The following is a 16,122-nucleotide window of genomic DNA, read 5'->3' as shown; positions in this document are numbered from 1 at the left end:
AGAGCCTGGCCAGAGGCGTCCCATCACTGTCGTGTCCGCCGCCTTCGACGAGCCCGTGCCGACCCCGGAACCAGTCGGACACAACCGTTCGGAGGCCGACATGGCCAGCATCCCACTCACGTCCCCTCTCGTCATCGGGGGCGTCGACACCCACAAGGACCTGCACGTCGGCGCGGTCGTCGACACCGACGACCGCGTCCTGGGCACCGCCTCCTTCTCCACCACCCGGGCCGGCTACCGGGCCCTGCTCGCCTGGATGCGCACCTTCGGGGACGTGCGGCGCATCGGGGTGGAGGGCACCGGCTCCTACGGCGCCGGGCTCCTGCGCCACCTGGACCAGGCCGGCGTCCAGGTCCTCGAGGTCGACCGGCCCGACCGCTCGGACCGCCGTCGCCGGGGCAAGGACGACACCCTCGACGCGGAGAACGCCGCCCACGCGGCCCTGGCCGAACGGCGCACGGTCACTCCCAAGACCCGCACCGGCATGGTCGAGTCGCTGCGGGTGCTGCGGGTGGCCCGCAGCACGGCGGTCAAGTCCCGCCGCGTCGCCCTGCAGATGCTGCGCTGCCAGATCGTCTCCGCCCCCGAGGAACTGCGCGACCAGGTCCGCAACCTGACCCGGATGCAGCTGATCCGCACCTGCGCGGCCTGGCGGCCGGACGAGAGTGCCTTCCGCGATCCGGTCGCCGCCACCCGGATCGCGCTGAAATCCCTGGCCCGGCGCTACCTCGAACTCGACGACGAGGTCGCCGACCTGGACGAGATGGTCGCCCCGCTGGTCCGCGAGCTCGCTCCCGGCCTGCTGGCGGCGGTCGGGTTCGGCATCGAGAACACCGCCCAACTGCTGGTCACTGCGGGCGACAACCCCGACCGCTGCAGCAGCGAGGCCCGCTTCGCCAAGCTCTGCGGAGTGGCCCCGCTGCCGGCCTCCTCGGGCCTGCACCAGCGCCACCGGCTCAACCGCGGCGGTGACCGGCAGGCGAACTCCGCCCTGCACCTGGCCGTGGTCACCCGCATGCGCGTCGACGACCGGACGCGCAAGTACGTGGAGCGCCGGACGGCCGGGGGAAAGTCGAAGATGGAGATCATCCGCTGTCTCAAGCGGTACACCGCCCGCGAGGCGTACTACCTGATCAAACAGGACGCCAGTCGGCGGGCCACCACCGGACGCCGCACCTACCGGACCGCCCGATAGCCAGCCCCTCCCGGGCCGGAGGCCGGTGCTGTCCAGGGTGGGCGAAGCCCATCGCGCAGCGACGCCGCAGGCGCCCTTGACAGCCCAGCCCGGCCCGGCATCCTTCAGGCTCGGGCGCTCCCGGCAATGGGCCGATCCCAGGAGGTTGACACACAGGAGAGCATCAAGGGCTCCCAATACACGAGTCTGACGTTCAGTCAGCGATGCGAGGAAGCAGGCATCCGGCCCTCCACCGGCCGCACCGGCTCGTGCTTCGACTGTGAGGATGGTCAGGTACCGCTTCGGGCGGTGGCCTGACCCGTGCTTCGACTGGCGTTGTTGCCTTGGCGTTGATCTGTCGGCCACTGCCTGGAGCGGCCTTCGCTGCCGCCGGGCAGGGGACGTGTCCCGATAGGGGCCTTCGCGACAGGCACCGTCACAGTCTTGACCGCCCCGGCCCGGCGACGGCCACCAGCACCCGAGGCGATCAGGAGACAGGCGACCTTGCCCAGCATCATGCAGCCCACGGCCCCACGTCACGTCCCGGCCGAAGCCGAGGAGGACATTCTGCTCGGGGTGGACACCCACAAGGACATCCACGCCGCAGCCGTCATCACCACGCTCGGCGCCGCTCTGGACGGCCGCAGCTTCCCGGCGACTGCGGAGGGCTATCGTCAACTCGTCTCCTGGGCCCGCTCGTTCGGCATGCTGCGGCGAGCCGGGGTCGAGTGCACCGGCTCCTATGGAGCCGCCCTCACGCGGCACCTGCGGGCCGAAGGCATTGAGGTCACCGAGGTCAACCAGCCCGACAAGGCCGCCCGACGGCGTCACGGCAAGACCGATGCCATCGATGCCGAAGCCGCCGCCCGCGCCGTATTGTCCGGTCGCGCCACTGCCACGGCGAAGACGAGTGATGGTCCGGTGGAGATGCTGCGGCTGTTCAAGCTGGCGAAGGGGTCCGCGACCAAGTCGAGGACTCAGGCCATCAACCAGCTCAAGAGCGTCCTGGTCTGCGCCGATGCCGAACTTCGTGAGTCCCTGGCCGGGCTGAGCAACCCGAAGCTGTTCAAGCAGTGCGCCGAGCTGGAGGACTCAGGGCTCTCCGGGCCGGCAGGGGCCGCACGGCACACCCTGAGACTGCTGGCCCGCCGCATCCAGAACCTGACCGCGGAGATCAACGACCTCAACACGCGGATAACCGAAGCGATCAAAGCGAGTGCTCCTGGCCTGCTCGACGTCCACGGTGTTGGCCCGGACGGCGCAGCAGCCCTGCTCATCGCAGCAGGTGACAACCCCGAACGCCTCGACAGTGAGGCGTCCTTCGCCGCCCTGTGCGGCACCAGCCCGGTCGAGGCCTCCTCCGGCAAGACCCAGCGCCGCAGACTGAACCGAGGCGGCGACCGCCAGGCCAACGCCGCCCTCTTCCGGATCGTCCTCAGCCGCCTGCGCTGGGAGGGCCGTTCCCAGGACTACCTGCGGCGACGCCTCGCGGAGGGCAAGACCAAGCGCGAGATCATCCGCTGCCTCAAGCGGTACGTCGCACGAGAGATCTACCGACTCATCGCCCCCACAAACACCGCTGCAAACGACACGGGACCAGCCCGAGGCGTCGCTTGACATCCATAGGGGCATCAACGCCGTCACCGAGAGCTTCTTCGCCTCCCTGGAAACCGAACTCATCGACCGAACCGCCTTCCCCACCCGACACCACGCCGAGCAGGCCCTCTCCGCCTACATCGAAGGCTTCTACAATCCCCGGCGCCGCCATTCGGCGAACGGCCAGCTCAGCCCAGCCGAGTACGAACGTCGTCACGCCGCGAAGACACCACATAGAGTGCTCTACGCAGCCGCATAGCGCGCAAGCCCATCAGTGTCTGTCAGACCGGGGCAACTCCAGGATGTACACATATCGGCGGCGTAAGCGCCTGGTGGGTGGTGCAGGCCTGCCCCATGTCCAGGGCCGGGCTCGGGCGTTGAGCTGGCGTGTTGCCAGGCGGGTGGCTTGTTCGATCTCGGGTGGCCCAGCGAATGACTGTCCTGCGAGGGCGGCCTGCGGAAGATGCGCCACCAGCCTTCCTGAAGGTTGAGCCAGCAGGCGCCGACGGGGATGAAAACGTGCCGGATTCTGGGGTGGTCCTCCAGTCAGGTGCAGGTGGACAGGCTGTTGTGCGAGGACAGGTTGTCGGTGACGACGTAGATGTCGCCGACAGGATTGGTTGCCTCGATCTTCTGAAGAAACTGCTGGTAGAAGGCGCTGTTGCGGAAGGAGGCGGTCATGGTGACTTCGTGTCCGTCCCGCACGCGTAAGGCGCCGTAGACCCAGGTCTTCTCCGGCCCACGACCGTAGTCGACCTCGGACTTGATGCGGTGGCCGTCCGGCGACCAGCCCGGCGCCGACGGGAACGTACGGGGGATCACCGGGCCGAGCTCGTCGGCGCAGACGACCGTCGCACCCTCGGGCGGGCAGGTGCAGAGCTCGATGACCCGTGTCGACTCTGTCGGGGATCTTGAAGGCGCCAGGGTCAGCTGCCGAGGGTTCGCCAGGACTTCGGCCGGGGGATGTCCTTCTGGTCCAGGAAGGCCTGAAAGGCGGTGGGCGGTCTCGATGAAGAGGTTTCCTCGGTCGCTGACCGGCCGCTGAGGCGTTCGATGTTCACGGCGATGGCCGTGAGTACGTGTTGCCGGTGGGCTTTCGGCTGTCCTCGGTAGCGGGAGCGGCGCATGCCGTGTCCGTGGGCGAACTCGCTGATGGTGCCCTCCACTCCGGAGCGGACCGTGTCGCGGGCCTTCCAGCCGGGTGTCTGCTGCTCGGTGCGGATGCGGACTTGCAGGTCGCGTAGTTCGCGCGGGGGAAAGCCCACGTTCCGGGCGCTCTCGCGGGAGCTGGTGCACCGGGGGCGGGCCGGACACGGCCGGCACTGACTCTTGGTGAACCGCGCCACGATCAGCGGTGCCGCGGTGGGTGAGGAGGTCGGGTAGGGGCCGTGCCAGCCCTGGCCGACCTGGCCCCGGGGGCAGGTGACCTGCCGGCGGTCGAAGTCGATGCGGAAGTCGTCCCGGTCGAAGCCTTCGTTCCTGCGGTGCTGGCGGGTGGGGTTGCCCGGCAGTGGCCCGCTGAGGGTGACCTGGTGTTCGCGCTCGGCTCGTTCCAGGCGGACCAAAGAGGTGTAGCCGCCGTCGACCAGGTGCGTGGAAGCCGGGATCGTCCAGCTCCAGGGCCAGGGCGTATGTGGAATCGATGCGGCAGCGCACCGCCTCGGCAGCCTGACGGTCCGACAGGCCGAGCAGGAACTGCAGCACGCAGACGGTGGCCAGCTGGGCGGGCGAGAGGCCGGGGCGCCCGTCGCGCGGGTACCAGTCGGTGAAATCCTCGTCGCACCACAGCCCGTCGAGCCGGTCTCTCACCCCCATCGCCGTCGTACCGCCCGGATTGCTCGCCCGCGCGACCTACGCAGTCAGAGACGGGACTTGCTCACCGGAACGGGGACGGAGGGACAACGGGCACCTCGACAACTGCATCGGCCTTCGGAACAGCCCCGAGCATGCCCGTTGATCATGCTGCCGCACCGGGAAACTCCAAGATCCCCGACAGAGTCAAGCTAGAGCGAGAGCGCCTGCCGGCCGGACGCGAGGGTGAGGGCGATGTCGATGATCATGTCCTCCTGCCCGCCGACCAGGCCGCGCCGGCCGCACTCCATCAGGATGTCGCGTACGTCGACGTCGTACCGCTGCGAGGCGATCTCCGCGTGCCGCAGGAAGCTGGAGTAGACGCCCGCGTAGCCCAGTGTGAGGGTCTCGCGGTCGACCCGGACCGGTCGGTCCTGCAGTGGGCGGACGATGTCGTCCGCGGCGTCCTGCAGCTTGAACAGGTCGCAGTTGTGCTTGAAGTCCGACAGGTTCGCGACCGCGATGAACGCCTCGATCGGGCAGTTCCCCGCGCCCGCACCGTGTCCGGCGAGCGAGGCGTCGACGCGGCGGACGCCGTTCTCGACCGCGACCACCGAGTTGGCGACGGACAGCGAGAGGTTCTCGTGGGCGTGGATGCCGATCTCGGTGGCCGCATCGAGGACGTCGCGGTAGGCGCGCACCCGGGCGGCGACGTCGTTCATCGTCAGCCGGCCGCCGGAGTCGGTGACGTAGACGCAGTGGGCTCCGTAGGACTCCATCAGCTTGGCCTGCCGGGCGAGCTGCTCGGGCTCGGCCATGTGGGAGAGCATCAGGAAACCGGAGACGTCCATGCCCAGCTCGCGGGCCGCGGCGATGTGCTGGGCGGAGATGTCGGCCTCGGTGCAGTGCGTGGCCACGCGCACCGAGCGGACGCCGAGGTCGTAGGCGTGCTTGAGCTCGTGGATCGTGCCCACGCCGGGCAGCAGCAGGGTGGTGAGGCGGGCGTTGTCGATGACCGAGGCGGCGGCCTCGATCCACTCCCAGTCGGTGTGGGAGCCGGGGCCGTAGTTGACCGAGCCGCCGGCGAGGCCGTCACCGTGGGCGACCTCGATCGCGTCGACGCCGGCCTCCTCCAGCGCCACGACGATGCGCTTGACGTCGTCGGGCGTGATGCGGTGCCGGACGGCGTGCATCCCGTCGCGGAGGGTGACGTCCTGCACGAAGATCGGGGTGCTCACTTCGCGGTCTCCTTCGCGGCGGCGATCTTCTCGGCCATCTGCACCGCGGCCGAGGTCATGATGTCGAGGTTTCCGGCGTACGCCGGGAGGTACATGCCCGCGCCCTCGACCTCGAGGAAGACCGACACCTGGTGGGTCGGCCGCGTGTCCGATCCGTCGGTCAGCAGCGTCTCGACCGGCTGGTCGGCCGGGATCTCGCTGATCTGGACCTCCTGGACCATCTGGTAGCCCGGGACGTACGCGGCGACCTCGGCCACCATCTTCTCGATCGACTCGGTGATCTGCGCCTTCGCGGTCTCGCCGTCCTCCCCCTCGGGCAGGGCGACCAGCGCGAAGACGGTGTCACGCATCATCAGCGGCGGTTCGGCCGGGTTGAGGATGATGATCGCCTTGCCCCGCTGGGCGCCGCCGACCTCCACGATCGCCGCGGAGGTCGTCTCGGTGAACTCGTCGATGTTCGCCCGCGTACCGGGGCCGGCCGATCTGGAGGCGATCGAGGCGACGATCTCGCCGTACGCCACCGGGACGACCCGGCTGATCGCGGCCACGATCGGGATCGTGGCCTGGCCGCCGCAGGTGACCATGTTGACGTTGGGCGCGTCGAGGTGCTCGTCGAGGTTGACCGCCGGGATGACGTACGGCCCGATCGCGGCCGGTGTCAGGTCGATCATCCGGAGGCCGAGCGGGCGCAGCTTCTCGTCGTTGTATGTGTGCGCGCCGGCCGAGGTGGCGTCGAAGACGATGCCGATCTCGTCGATCTGCGGCGACTTCAGCAGCCCGTCCACGCCCTCGGCGGTGGTCTCGAACCCGAAGCGTCCCGCGCGGGCCAGGCCGTCGGAGGCCGGGTCGATGCCGGCCATGACCCCCATCTCGAGGTGCCGCGCGTTGCGCATGACCTTGATCATCAAGTCGGTGCCGATGTTGCCCGACCCGATGATGGCGACCTTCGTCTTGCTCATCGTCACTCCTTACTCGGAGAAGGTGACCGACACCGTGCCGAGGCCGGTGACAGTGGCGTGGACGGCGGCACCCGGCCTCACGGGACGCATCGGGCCGAGGGCACCGGAGAGGATGACCTGGCCGGCGCGCAGCGGCGCGCCCAGTTCGCGGGCCTGGCGGGCGAGCCAGACGACGGCGTTGACCGGGTCGCCGAGGCAGGCGGCGCCGCTGCCGGTGGAGACGGTCTCGCCGTCGATCGCCATCGTCATCTCGGCCGCGACGGGGTCGAAGCCCGTGAGCGGCACCCGCTGCGTGCCGAGCACGTAGCCGCCGGCCGAGGCGTTGTCGGCGACCGTGTCGCCGAAGCTGATGTCCCAGTCGGCCACGCGGCTGCCGCAGATCTCGATCGCGGCCACGGCGTAGTCGATGGCCTCGCGCACCTGGACGTCGTCGAGCGGCCCCTCGGCCAGGTCGGCCTTGAGCACGAAGGCGATCTCGGCCTCGACCCGCGGCTGGAGGATCGCGCCGGCCGGCACGACCGCGCCGTCCGCGTGTTCCATGTCGTCGAAGAGGACGCCGAAGTCGGGCTGGTCGACGCCGAGCTGCTCCTGCACGGCCACGGAGGTCAGGCCGATCTTCCGGCCGACAACGGTGGCGCCGGCCTCGATCCGCTCGGCGGTGAGCCGCAGCTGCACGGCGTACGCCGCCTCGACGTCGTCGGGGCCGATCAGGTCGCGCACGGGCGCGGCAGGGGTGCCGGTGGCCGCGGCCTTGTGGAGCCGGGCCGCGGCGGCGGCGATGCTGTCGGTGCCGACAGCGGGCTGGGTCTCGGGCATGGTGCCCAATCTGCGGCATGGGCGGAGCGAACTCCACGCCGGCGTTCCACTCAGCGGTACGCTCTTGGACATGGAGGATCGCGACACCGTCCTGGGCAAGGCGTTGGCGATCCTGCGCGCGTTCGGCCCGGCCGACTCCGTGCTGCCGCTCGCCGAGCTGGTCCGGCGTACCGGTCTGCCCAAGGGCACGGTCCACCGCGTGGCCGGAGACCTGGTCCACCACCGGCTGCTCGACAAGACCGCCCACGGCTACCAGCTCTCCCGCGGCCTCTTCGAGTTGGGCCTGCGCGCCGCCACCGAGCGCACCCTGCTGGAGCTGGCGATGCCGTTCCTGCAGGATCTCTACGAGCGCACCCACGAGACGGTGCACCTCGGCGTGCGCGAGGGCCATGAGGTCGTCTACATCGCGAAGATCGGCGGACACCGCCAGGCCAAGGCGCCGTCGCGCACCGGCGGGCGTATGCCGATGCACTGCACCGCGATCGGCAAGGTGCTGCTGGCCCATGCCGGGGAGGACGAGCAGGCCGCCGTACTGACCGGCCCTCTCGAGCGCCGCACGCCCCATACCGTCATCGCGCCGGGCATCCTGCGCAGGCAGCTCTCGAAGGCGGTCGAAACCGGTGTCGCCTACGAACGGGAGGAATCGACGCCCGGCCTGCTCTGTGTGGCCGCGCCGGTCCTCAAGCCCGACGGGCAGACAGTGGTGGCCGCCGTCAGCGTGACCGGCCCCGTCGGACGCTTCCGCCCCGAATCCCACGAAACCGCCGTGCGTGCCGCGGCAACAGCGCTGGGCGCCACGCTCGCGCGCCGAGGCCGCTGACACTGCCGCAGCTCCCGTCAAACCAACGAGGGCCCCGGATCGCTCCGGGGCCCTCGAACCGCTGAAGCCTTACTCGGCGAGAAAGAGCTTCGCCTGTGCGGTGAAGCCGACCGCCTGCTCGATCTGGATCCAGTGGCCGGCGTGCGGGAGCACGTGCAGCTGGGCGTTGGGAAGGTTCTCGGCCAGGTAATAGCCGACTGCCACCGGCAGCATCCGGTCCTCACGACCATGCAGATGGACGCCGCGATCGATCTCGTACGGCCGCTGCAGGACCGCGAGGTACGGGTCGGCCGCGAGACGCTGACGCTCGGCTACGCGGGCGTGTACTCCAGCTTCCTGCGCCATGCCGAAAGGGCCTCCGAGCGCTACGGCGTCGACACCCGCGCGATCCTCGTCGAGGTCGGACGCCGCAAGATGGTCGGCGGCCAGGAGGACATGATCACCGATATCGCTCTCGACCTCGTGTCACAAGCCTCGTCGGTCTGACGTGGTGGTCGGGGCGGGTGCGCATCACACCCGCCCCGAGAGGGCGATACATGAGTTGACGTCCGTTTCGTCTTCACCTGACGGTGTGAGAGCGGGCGGTCCGGCCTGGTCGGCGGGATGAGGTCTGCCGGGGTGGCGGGACGGTGAGCGCAAGCCATACCCCAGTGGCTTGTCCGACGAGCGGTGGGCGCTGATCGAGCGGGTGATCACCGCTGGGACTGTCTCCCGCACGATCTTCCGCCCAGCGGTGCGACCTGGCGCGCCGACCACGACCAGGTTCCGCCCCGCGCTGAAGGAAGCCTCGTCGGAGGCGAAGAACAAGGCCACGTGGGCGATGTCCTCGGGCTCCCCTGCACGCTTGATGATCTGGTGGTGCAGGAACGAGTCGATCGCCCCGGATACCTCCGTCATGGCCGCCGTCGCGGGAGTGTCGTCGCAGCACATGTCGCCCGCATCGGTCGCCGACCGCCCGCACTCTGGACAGGGCGAGGCCCGTGACCCCACGGGCTACGGGCCCCGGCCGAGGTCACCTCAGATCCGGCCGTGCAGCAGATCCTCGAGGAGGTGGACGAAGACGTCGTGCGCCTCGATCTGGGTCCAGTGACCGGACTTGGGGATGATGTGGAGCGTCGCGTTCGGCAGCGTCTTCGCGAGATAGGTGCTCGACTCGACGGGGACGATGATGTCGTCGCGGCCGTGGACGCACAGGGTCTTGTGCGGCAGTGAGGTGAGCTCCTCGACCGTGAAGGCCGGCGGCTGCGTGCCGGGCGCGAACATCGCGGCGTGCGAGCGCTTCACATCGGCCCGCTCGATGTAGGGCATGCGCTCGGCGACGACGCGGTCGACGACCCCGGAGAGCGTGTCCATGTCGAAGACGAAGGATGCGAGGAGCTTCTGGAGCTGCCCGGGCGTCGGGTCGGCGTAGAAGGTGCGCAGGTGCTCCAGCCCGGGCGTGATCGGCAGGTTCGGCGCGCCACCGGATCCCATGAGCAGCATGGTGCCGACGCGCTCCGGCCGGCTCAGGGCCATGCGGAGTGCGATCATCCCGCCCATCGAGTTCCCGACGAGGTGCGCCTTCTCCACGCCGAGCTCGTCGAGCAGGTCCCACAGGGTGTCGGCCTGGATGAGGTTGAGCGGGCCCATGCCGGTCGGCGGGTCCTCGAGATGGGTCGAGTCGCCGAAGCCGATCATGTCCGGCGCGAGGCAGTAGTAGCGCTCGCCGAGCTCCTCGATGACGGCCTTCCAGTTGGACGTTCCCGTTGCCCCCGGTCCCGAGCCGTGGAGGAAGAGGAGGGCCTCCTTGGCCCCGGTCCCTGTCTGGTGGAGCCGGTAGGTGACGTCTCCGACGGAGACGTCACTGCTGGTCACGGTGGTCATGGGCGACTCCTTCGCGCTCGCAAGGGCTGCGGATTGTCCTGAATCGATCACTACAATTTAAGGCTGCGTCAGCACTGTCACAAGGCTCAACCAGCCACTGAAATTCGTGATTCTCCACCCTTGCGTTCGCATGACTGGTCCTGCATCCTCTGGTGCAACCACTACAGGGACGTCGATGCAACGTCCATCGTGGTCCAGACTCAAGGGAGATTCGATGATCAGGGAACTCGCGTACCTCCGAGTCGCCTCCCCGCGCCACGAGGACTGGGTCGCCTACGCCACCGAGGTCCTCGGTTGCCGGCTCGCCCCCCGTGGAGCCGACGGCTCGGTCCGCCTCCGCATCGACGACGCAGCCCACCGGATCACGATCTCGCCCGGGGGAGAGGACGCCTTCGAGGCCGCCGGCTGGGGTTTCGTCAACGAGACCGAGCTCGCGGCATACGTTGAGCGCCTCAGGGGCGCCGGGCTGAGGGTCACCGAGGGCACCCCGGAGGAGTGCGCCGACCGCGCCGTCGCCGGCATGTGGTGGGTGACCGACCCGTGGGGGACCCGTCACGAGTTCGCCTGGGGCCAGCAGCGCCGCCCCGGCACGTTCTGGCCGGGCCGGCGGATCAGCGGCTTCGTGAGTGACGACTTCGGCCTCGGCCACATCGTCCTCATCGCGCCGAGCATGGCCGAGGCCGACGCGTTCTACGGCGACCTGCTCGGCTTCACTCTCTCGGACCGGGTGAACGAGGAGTTCATGAAGGTCCGCTTCTACCACTGCAACGGGCGGCACCACTCCCTCGGGATCGCCGAGGTGCCGGGGACAGTCGGGTTCAACCACCTCATGCTCGAGGTGCGCGACCTCGACGACGTCGGCACCGGGTACGACCTCGCCCGTGAGAAGGGCCACCCCATCGTCAGGACGATCGGCCGCCACACCAACGACCTCATGACGAGCTTCTACATGTCGACGCCGTCCTCGTTCCAGATCGAGTACGGCTGCGGCGGTCTCGTCGTCGACGACCGCACGTGGGTCGCCTCGACGAACGACCGCCCCTCCCTGTGGGGCCACGAACTGACCGACTGGGGGCGGGACAACCCGCCGGGCATCCTGAACAAGCTCGAGGAAGTGGCCCGATGAGGCTCGCCAGCCGCGGAGGCCGCGCGCTCGTCCTCCGGGACGAGTCGACCGGCTGGGACCTGGAGTCCGCGAGCGGCGGCCGGTTCCCGGCCGACCCGATGGCGATGTACGCCCGCGTCGCCGAGATCCGGGAGTGGCTCGCCGCCTGCCCCGGAACCGCGGCCGAGACCGTACGCCCTCAGGAGCTCGACGCACCGGTGCCCAAGCCGGGGGCGATCGTCGCGATCGGTCTGAACTACGCCGAGCACGCGGCCGAGGCCGGCTTCGAGGCACCGACCGAACTGCCGCCGGTCTTCGCGAAGTTCCCTTCGTCGATCACCGGGGCGTACGGCGAGATCGCCCTGCCCTCGGGCGGCACGACCGACTGGGAGGTCGAGGTCGTCGCGGTCGTCGGAGCCCCCATGCACGACGTCGCGCCCGGCGAGGTCTTCGACCACCTCGCGGGCCTGACCATCGGGCAGGACATCTCCGAGCGGACCCGGCAGTTATCCGGGCCCGCACCGCAGTTCGGTCTCGCGAAGTCCTACCCCGGTTTCTCACCGATCGGGCCCTGGGTCGTCACCCTCGACGAACTCGACGACCCGAACGACCTGCGGCTCGGCTGTTCGGTCGACGGCGAGGTCGTCCAGGAAGGCACGACGGCCAAGCTGCTCTTCTCGATCCCGCGCTCGCTCTCCGAGTTGTCGAAGGTCCTCACCCTCCAGCCGGGCGACCTCGTCTTCACGGGGACGCCGGACGGCGTGGGCATGGGGATGAACCCACCCCGCCACCTAGCCCCGGGCGAGGTCCTCGAGACCTGGGTCGAGGGCATCGGGCGGATGCGGCACGTCTTCCGCTGAACCCGCGCCGCCCGAGCTCGTCGGACCAGGCACACACCGGCAAAGGAGCCGAACCCATGACCCCTCCCCTCTCCACCCGGCGGTTCGCCGCCCTCGCCGCGGCCTCCGCCACCGCCCTGCTCCTCACCGCCTGCGGCGCGGGCGAGAAGGGCTCAGCGGACGCGAACACGTCCGACGGCACCTCCGCCTCGGCCGGCAGCGCAGGTACCGACGAGGCCAAGAAGAACGTCGCCACCTGGGCCGGCGCCCCCCAGTGGCCGGACGTCCAAAAGCTGAGCAAGAAGGTCGATCTCAAGGGCAAGAGGTTCACCTACGTCGCCCTCGGCGACCAGGTGCCGGTCATCCACGGCGTCGGTGTCGGTGTCGAGCAGGCTCTCTCCGCCGCGGGCGCGAAGGTGAACATCTGCGACGGAAGGTTCAACCCGACCTCGGTCGCGTCCTGTCTCAAGACCGCGGGCGACGAGAAGGTCGACGGCGTCATCACCTCGTTCATCGACTACCAGATGGCCGGACCCGCCTTCGATCAGCTCGCACGCAAGGGCGTCAAGGTCGTCGTCGGCGGCGTCGCCCCGTCGGGCGGCCGGACGAGCGACGCCACCCTCGCGTTCTACGACAACACCCCGCGCGTCTTCGCCCTCCACGAGGCGATGGCACAGAGCGTCCTCGCCCAGCTCGGCGGCTCGGCGAAGGTCGTGTGGGCCAAGCTCATGGACTCGACAACGACCCGGACCGCGAGCGCGAAGGGCATCGCGAAGTTCAAGGAACTCTGCCCGCGCTGCCAGATCGAGAGCGTCCAGTTCACGACGGTCGACCTCGACAAGCTCGGCTTGGCGATCAGTGCCGCGCTGCTGGCGAACCCGGACACGAACGCGATCGTCGTCCCGGTCGACACGATGGTCCCGTCGGCGCTGCAGGGTATCCAGAGCGCGGGCAAGACGGGGAAGATCAAGGTCTTCTCCTCGAGCTCCGACCTCGCCGGGCTGCAGCGGGTCAAGGACGGCCGGCAGGCCTCCGACCTCGGCACCCCGGTCCTCTACGAGGGGTGGCGCTTCACCCACGCGATGATGCAGCTCCTCGCCGGTGACGAGGTGACCAAGGGCGACCAGCTCGTGACCCGAGACTTCACCAGGAACAACCTCGGCGAGCTGACCCTGACGCCGCGGGAGTACCTCACCGACGACTGGTTCGGCGGCAGCGGGTACCGGGACAAGTTCCTCACCGCCTGGGGACTGAAGTAACCGATGGGGACCGAACTCCGGCTCGAGGCGCGCGGACTGTCCAAGACCTACGGCGGCTCCCGCGCTCTCCAGGACGCCGGCCTGGAGATCGCGCCCGGTGAGATCCACGCCCTCGTGGGCCAGAACGGGTGCGGCAAGTCCACCCTCGTCAAGATCCTGACCGGCTACCACACACCGGATCCGGGCGGCTCGATCAGTGTCGACGGGACCGAGCTGACTCTGCCCGTGCGGTGGAGCGAGGCGACCGCGGCCGGGGTGTCCGTCGTCCACCAGGACCTCGGGCTCCTCGACCACCTCACCGTCGCGGAAAACATCGGCGTCGGCGGCTACGAACACTCGAAGACGACACGGAAGATCAACTGGCGCGCCCAGAACGACGTCGCGCGCACGGTCCTCGACCGCCTCCGGGTGCCGATCGCCCCCACCGCGCCGGTCGCGTCCCTCTCCCCGACACGCCGGACGGAAGTCACGATCGCCCGGGCGCTGCGCGACCTCGAGCCGGGGCGCGGCCTCGTCATCCTGGACGAGGCGACCCGGGCCCTCCCCCGCGAGGAGCTCGACCGGTTCCACGGCCTGCTCCAGCGGGTCGTCGCCGAGGGAACGTCGATCCTCATGGTCAGCCACAACCTGGAGGAGGTGCTCCGCTTCGCCGACCGGGTCACCGTCCTCAGGGACGGCAAGGTCGCGGCGGGGGCACTCGCGACGAAGGGCCTCGCCGAGCACGACCTCGCCAAGCACATGCTCGGTCGCACCGTCGACGCCGTGGCGCGCGAGGAACGCGACTTCACCGACGCCCCGGTCGTCGCGACGGTCTCCGGGCTCACCGCCCGGGGCCTCGAGGACCTCACACTGGAGATCCGGCGCGGGGAGGTCGTCGGCCTGACCGGGCTTCCCGGCACCGGGTTCGATTCGGTCCCCCGCCTGGTCGCCGGCGTCGAGCGGGCGAGGGCCGGCACCCTCACGACCGACCGGCGGACGGTCGACCTGAGCCGGGCCGACGTGAGCGACTGCCTCAAGGCCGGCGTCGCGCTCGTCCCCGAGAAGCGCATCGTCGAGGGGCTCGCCCTCGAGTTGAGCATCCGCGACAACATCGCCATCCCCAACATCAGGCACCGCGGCAGGCCCTGGTTCGTCGGCCGCCGCTGGCAGGACTCCACGGCGGCCGAGGCGATCACCCGACTCGGCATCCGCACCCGCTCGTCGCGGACCCTGACCCGCGAGCTCTCCGGGGGCAACCAGCAGAAGGTCCTCCTCGCGAAGTGGCTCTCGATCGCACCGGACGTCATCGTCCTCCACGAGCCGACCCAGGCCGTCGATGTCGGCGCCCGGGCCGACATCCTCCGCTCGATCCGCGAGGCCGCGTCCCGGGGCCTCGGTGTCCTCCTCGCGAGCATCGCGCCGACCGACCTCGTCGACGCCTGCGACCGGATCCTCGTCGTCGGCCGGGACGGGCAGGTGCAGACCCTGCACACCCATGAGCCGGACGACGTGCTCGAGGCCGTCTACGACGAGCCCGCGCCCACCGAGCCGGCACCGGCCGACCCCACCACCGACGTACGAGACAACCGGTCCCCTGGGACCGAGGGGAGGTGACCATGTCGAACTTCACGGGACGTTCCGACTCCGTCCTCGCAGCCGGGGCCGACCAGGAACCGACCGCCGACCAGTCGGCCGCGGCGACGGGCCGCGGTCGGATGCCCTGGCTCGGGACGATGGCAAGCAGGTACGCCCTCGTCGTCGTCTGGGCGCTCATGGCACTCGTCTACTACATCCTCATGCCGCACCGGTTCGGCTCCACGGCGACGATCTCCTCGATCTTCGGCTCCCAACAGGTCCTCGTCTTCCTCGCGATGTCGGCGATGACCACCCTCGTCGTCGGGGAGTTCGACCTCTCGATCGCCTCGGTCATGGGCATCGCCGCGACCCTCATCCCGGTCCTCGTGACAAGTCATGGCTGGAACGTCTGGGGCGCGTGCCTCTTCGCGCTCCTCGTCTGCCTCGTCGCCGGCATGATCAACGCGTTCTTCGTCGTGATCATCGGGGTGCCCAGCTTCGTCGTCACCCTCGGCATGGGCACGCTGCTGATGGGAGTCGCTCAAGCCATCTCCGGGTCGACGATCGTCTCGGTCGCGAGCCCGTCGCTGAGCGGCTTCGCGCTCCACGAGGTCCTGGGCATGCCGATCTCGTTCTACTACGGCATCCTCCTGGCAGCCCTCCTCGCGTACATCCTCGGCTGGACGCCGCTCGGTCGCGGCATGATCTTCGTCGGCGCGAGCCCCGAGGTCGCCCGGCTCGCGGGCATCCCCGTACGCCGGATCCGGATCGGTGCGTACCTCACCGGCGCGCTCATCGCCGGCCTCGCGGGGGTCATGCTCGTCGCGACCGTCGGCGGCTTCGACTCCTCGTCGTCGGCCACATACCTGCTGCCGGCGCTCGCCGCGGTCTTCCTCGGCACGGCCGTCGTCCAGCCGGGCATGTTCAACCCGATCGGCACGATGATCGCCATCTACTTCCTCACGACCGGCATCTTCGGCCTCCAACTCCTCGGCTTCTCCGGCTGGATCCAGAACGTCTTCTACGGCGCCGGTCTCGTCGTCGCGGTCACCCTCGCCAAGGTTGTCCGCGACCGGACGACCGAATAGACCTCCCCCCACGCCGAAAG

17 protein-coding genes and 2 pseudogenes are annotated in these 16,122 nt (G+C 69.7%); 10 read left to right on the top strand and 9 right to left on the bottom strand.

Going from position 1 to position 16,122, the window contains the following annotated elements; all coding sequences use genetic code 11:
- The first annotated feature begins 100 nt into the window (after nucleotides 1-100).
- The 3 genes from ACX25U_RS38715 (at nucleotide 101) to ACX25U_RS38705 (ending at nucleotide 3,029) form a co-directional block, all read left to right on the top strand.
- Nucleotides 101-1,195 carry an IS110 family RNA-guided transposase gene (locus tag ACX25U_RS38715; protein WP_454386658.1) on the top strand — a complete coding sequence of 365 codons (1,095 nt, stop codon included), beginning with the start codon at nucleotides 101-103 and terminating at the stop codon, nucleotides 1,193-1,195.
- 483 nt (nucleotides 1,196-1,678) lie between these two features.
- The gene (locus tag ACX25U_RS38710) at nucleotides 1,679-2,791 is read left to right on the top strand and encodes an IS110 family RNA-guided transposase (protein ID WP_454387050.1); all 1,113 of its coding nucleotides are present in this window, start codon (nucleotides 1,679-1,681) and stop codon (nucleotides 2,789-2,791) included.
- Entirely contained in the window at nucleotides 2,754-3,029 is a 276-nt protein-coding gene (locus ACX25U_RS38705) for an IS3 family transposase (protein ID WP_454394705.1), read from the top strand. The genes ACX25U_RS38710 and ACX25U_RS38705 overlap by 38 nt, the downstream gene beginning before the upstream one ends.
- Nucleotides 3,030-3,316: 287 nt before the next feature.
- Here the strand turns inward: ACX25U_RS38705 and ACX25U_RS38700 are convergent, their stop codons facing one another.
- From ACX25U_RS38700 to ACX25U_RS38675, 6 genes and pseudogenes are all read right to left on the bottom strand, one after another.
- Nucleotides 3,317-3,592 (bottom strand): transposase, encoded by a 276-nt coding sequence (locus tag ACX25U_RS38700; protein WP_454394703.1) that lies wholly within the window; start codon nucleotides 3,590-3,592, stop codon nucleotides 3,317-3,319.
- 104 nt (nucleotides 3,593-3,696) lie between these two features.
- Nucleotides 3,697-4,335, bottom strand: a complete 639-nt coding sequence (locus tag ACX25U_RS38695) for a transposase (protein ID WP_454387048.1) — start codon at nucleotides 4,333-4,335, stop codon at nucleotides 3,697-3,699.
- A gap of 88 nt (nucleotides 4,336-4,423) precedes the next feature.
- Nucleotides 4,424-4,585: pseudogene (locus ACX25U_RS38690) on the bottom strand (transposase); the annotation flags it as partial.
- Nucleotides 4,586-4,773: 188 nt separating this feature from the next.
- The gene (dmpG, locus tag ACX25U_RS38685; protein ID WP_454387047.1) at nucleotides 4,774-5,799 is read right to left on the bottom strand and encodes a 4-hydroxy-2-oxovalerate aldolase; all 1,026 of its coding nucleotides are present in this window, start codon (nucleotides 5,797-5,799) and stop codon (nucleotides 4,774-4,776) included.
- On the bottom strand, nucleotides 5,796-6,758 hold the full coding sequence (locus ACX25U_RS38680; RefSeq protein ID WP_454387045.1) for an acetaldehyde dehydrogenase (acetylating): 963 nt from the start codon (nucleotides 6,756-6,758) through the stop codon (nucleotides 5,796-5,798). The genes dmpG and ACX25U_RS38680 overlap by 4 nt, the downstream gene beginning before the upstream one ends.
- Nucleotides 6,759-6,767: 9 nt before the next feature.
- Nucleotides 6,768-7,574: a 2-keto-4-pentenoate hydratase gene (locus tag ACX25U_RS38675; protein ID WP_454387043.1), complete on the bottom strand. Its 807-nt coding sequence runs from the start codon at nucleotides 7,572-7,574 to the stop codon at nucleotides 6,768-6,770.
- Between the two features lie 70 nt (nucleotides 7,575-7,644).
- On the opposite strand from ACX25U_RS38675, the gene ACX25U_RS38670 reads away from it, so the two are divergent.
- Nucleotides 7,645-8,394, top strand: a complete 750-nt coding sequence (locus tag ACX25U_RS38670; RefSeq protein WP_454387041.1) for an IclR family transcriptional regulator — start codon at nucleotides 7,645-7,647, stop codon at nucleotides 8,392-8,394.
- Nucleotides 8,395-8,463: 69 nt separating this feature from the next.
- Here ACX25U_RS38670 and ACX25U_RS38665 read toward each other — a convergent pair whose 3' ends face one another.
- A complete protein-coding gene (locus ACX25U_RS38665; RefSeq protein WP_454387039.1) occupies nucleotides 8,464-8,739 on the bottom strand; it encodes an alpha/beta fold hydrolase in 276 nt (91 codons plus the stop codon).
- Here ACX25U_RS38665 and ACX25U_RS38660 point away from each other — a divergent pair.
- A pseudogene (locus ACX25U_RS38660) lies at nucleotides 8,629-8,880 on the top strand (4-hydroxy-2-oxovalerate aldolase); the annotation flags it as partial. The gene ACX25U_RS38665 and the pseudogene ACX25U_RS38660 sit on opposite strands and share 111 nt — an antisense overlap.
- Before the next feature lie 24 nt (nucleotides 8,881-8,904).
- Here ACX25U_RS38660 and ACX25U_RS38655 read toward each other — a convergent pair.
- Both ACX25U_RS38655 and ACX25U_RS38650 read right to left on the bottom strand, forming a co-directional pair.
- Nucleotides 8,905-9,324: an SDR family oxidoreductase gene (locus tag ACX25U_RS38655; RefSeq protein ID WP_454387037.1), complete on the bottom strand. Its 420-nt coding sequence runs from the start codon at nucleotides 9,322-9,324 to the stop codon at nucleotides 8,905-8,907.
- Nucleotides 9,325-9,411: 87 nt separating this feature from the next.
- Entirely contained in the window at nucleotides 9,412-10,257 is an 846-nt protein-coding gene (locus tag ACX25U_RS38650; protein ID WP_454387036.1) for an alpha/beta fold hydrolase, read from the bottom strand.
- Between the two features lie 214 nt (nucleotides 10,258-10,471).
- Here ACX25U_RS38650 and ACX25U_RS38645 point away from each other — a divergent pair, with 214 nt between their 5' ends.
- The 5 genes from ACX25U_RS38645 to ACX25U_RS38625 are packed head-to-tail and all read left to right on the top strand — an operon-like array spanning nucleotide 10,472 to nucleotide 16,102.
- Nucleotides 10,472-11,383 carry a VOC family protein gene (locus ACX25U_RS38645; protein WP_454387035.1) on the top strand — a complete coding sequence of 304 codons (912 nt, stop codon included), beginning with the start codon at nucleotides 10,472-10,474 and terminating at the stop codon, nucleotides 11,381-11,383.
- A complete protein-coding gene (locus ACX25U_RS38640) occupies nucleotides 11,380-12,222 on the top strand; it encodes a fumarylacetoacetate hydrolase family protein (RefSeq protein WP_454387033.1) in 843 nt (280 codons plus the stop codon). The genes ACX25U_RS38645 and ACX25U_RS38640 overlap by 4 nt, the downstream gene beginning before the upstream one ends.
- A 56-nt stretch (nucleotides 12,223-12,278) precedes the next feature.
- On the top strand, nucleotides 12,279-13,460 hold the full coding sequence (locus tag ACX25U_RS38635; RefSeq protein WP_454387032.1) for a sugar ABC transporter substrate-binding protein: 1,182 nt from the start codon (nucleotides 12,279-12,281) through the stop codon (nucleotides 13,458-13,460).
- 3 nt (nucleotides 13,461-13,463) lie between these two features.
- Entirely contained in the window at nucleotides 13,464-15,053 is a 1,590-nt protein-coding gene (locus tag ACX25U_RS38630) for a sugar ABC transporter ATP-binding protein (protein ID WP_454387031.1), read from the top strand.
- Nucleotides 15,054-15,055: 2 nt separating this feature from the next.
- Nucleotides 15,056-16,102: an ABC transporter permease gene (locus ACX25U_RS38625; RefSeq protein WP_454387029.1), complete on the top strand. Its 1,047-nt coding sequence runs from the start codon at nucleotides 15,056-15,058 to the stop codon at nucleotides 16,100-16,102.
- Nucleotides 16,103-16,122: the final 20 nt, after the last annotated feature.

This window comes from Streptomyces sp. JNUCC 63, assembly GCF_054366325.1.
Note: the sequence above shows the minus strand (reverse complement) of the source record. Positions and strands in the feature narration are given on the sequence as shown.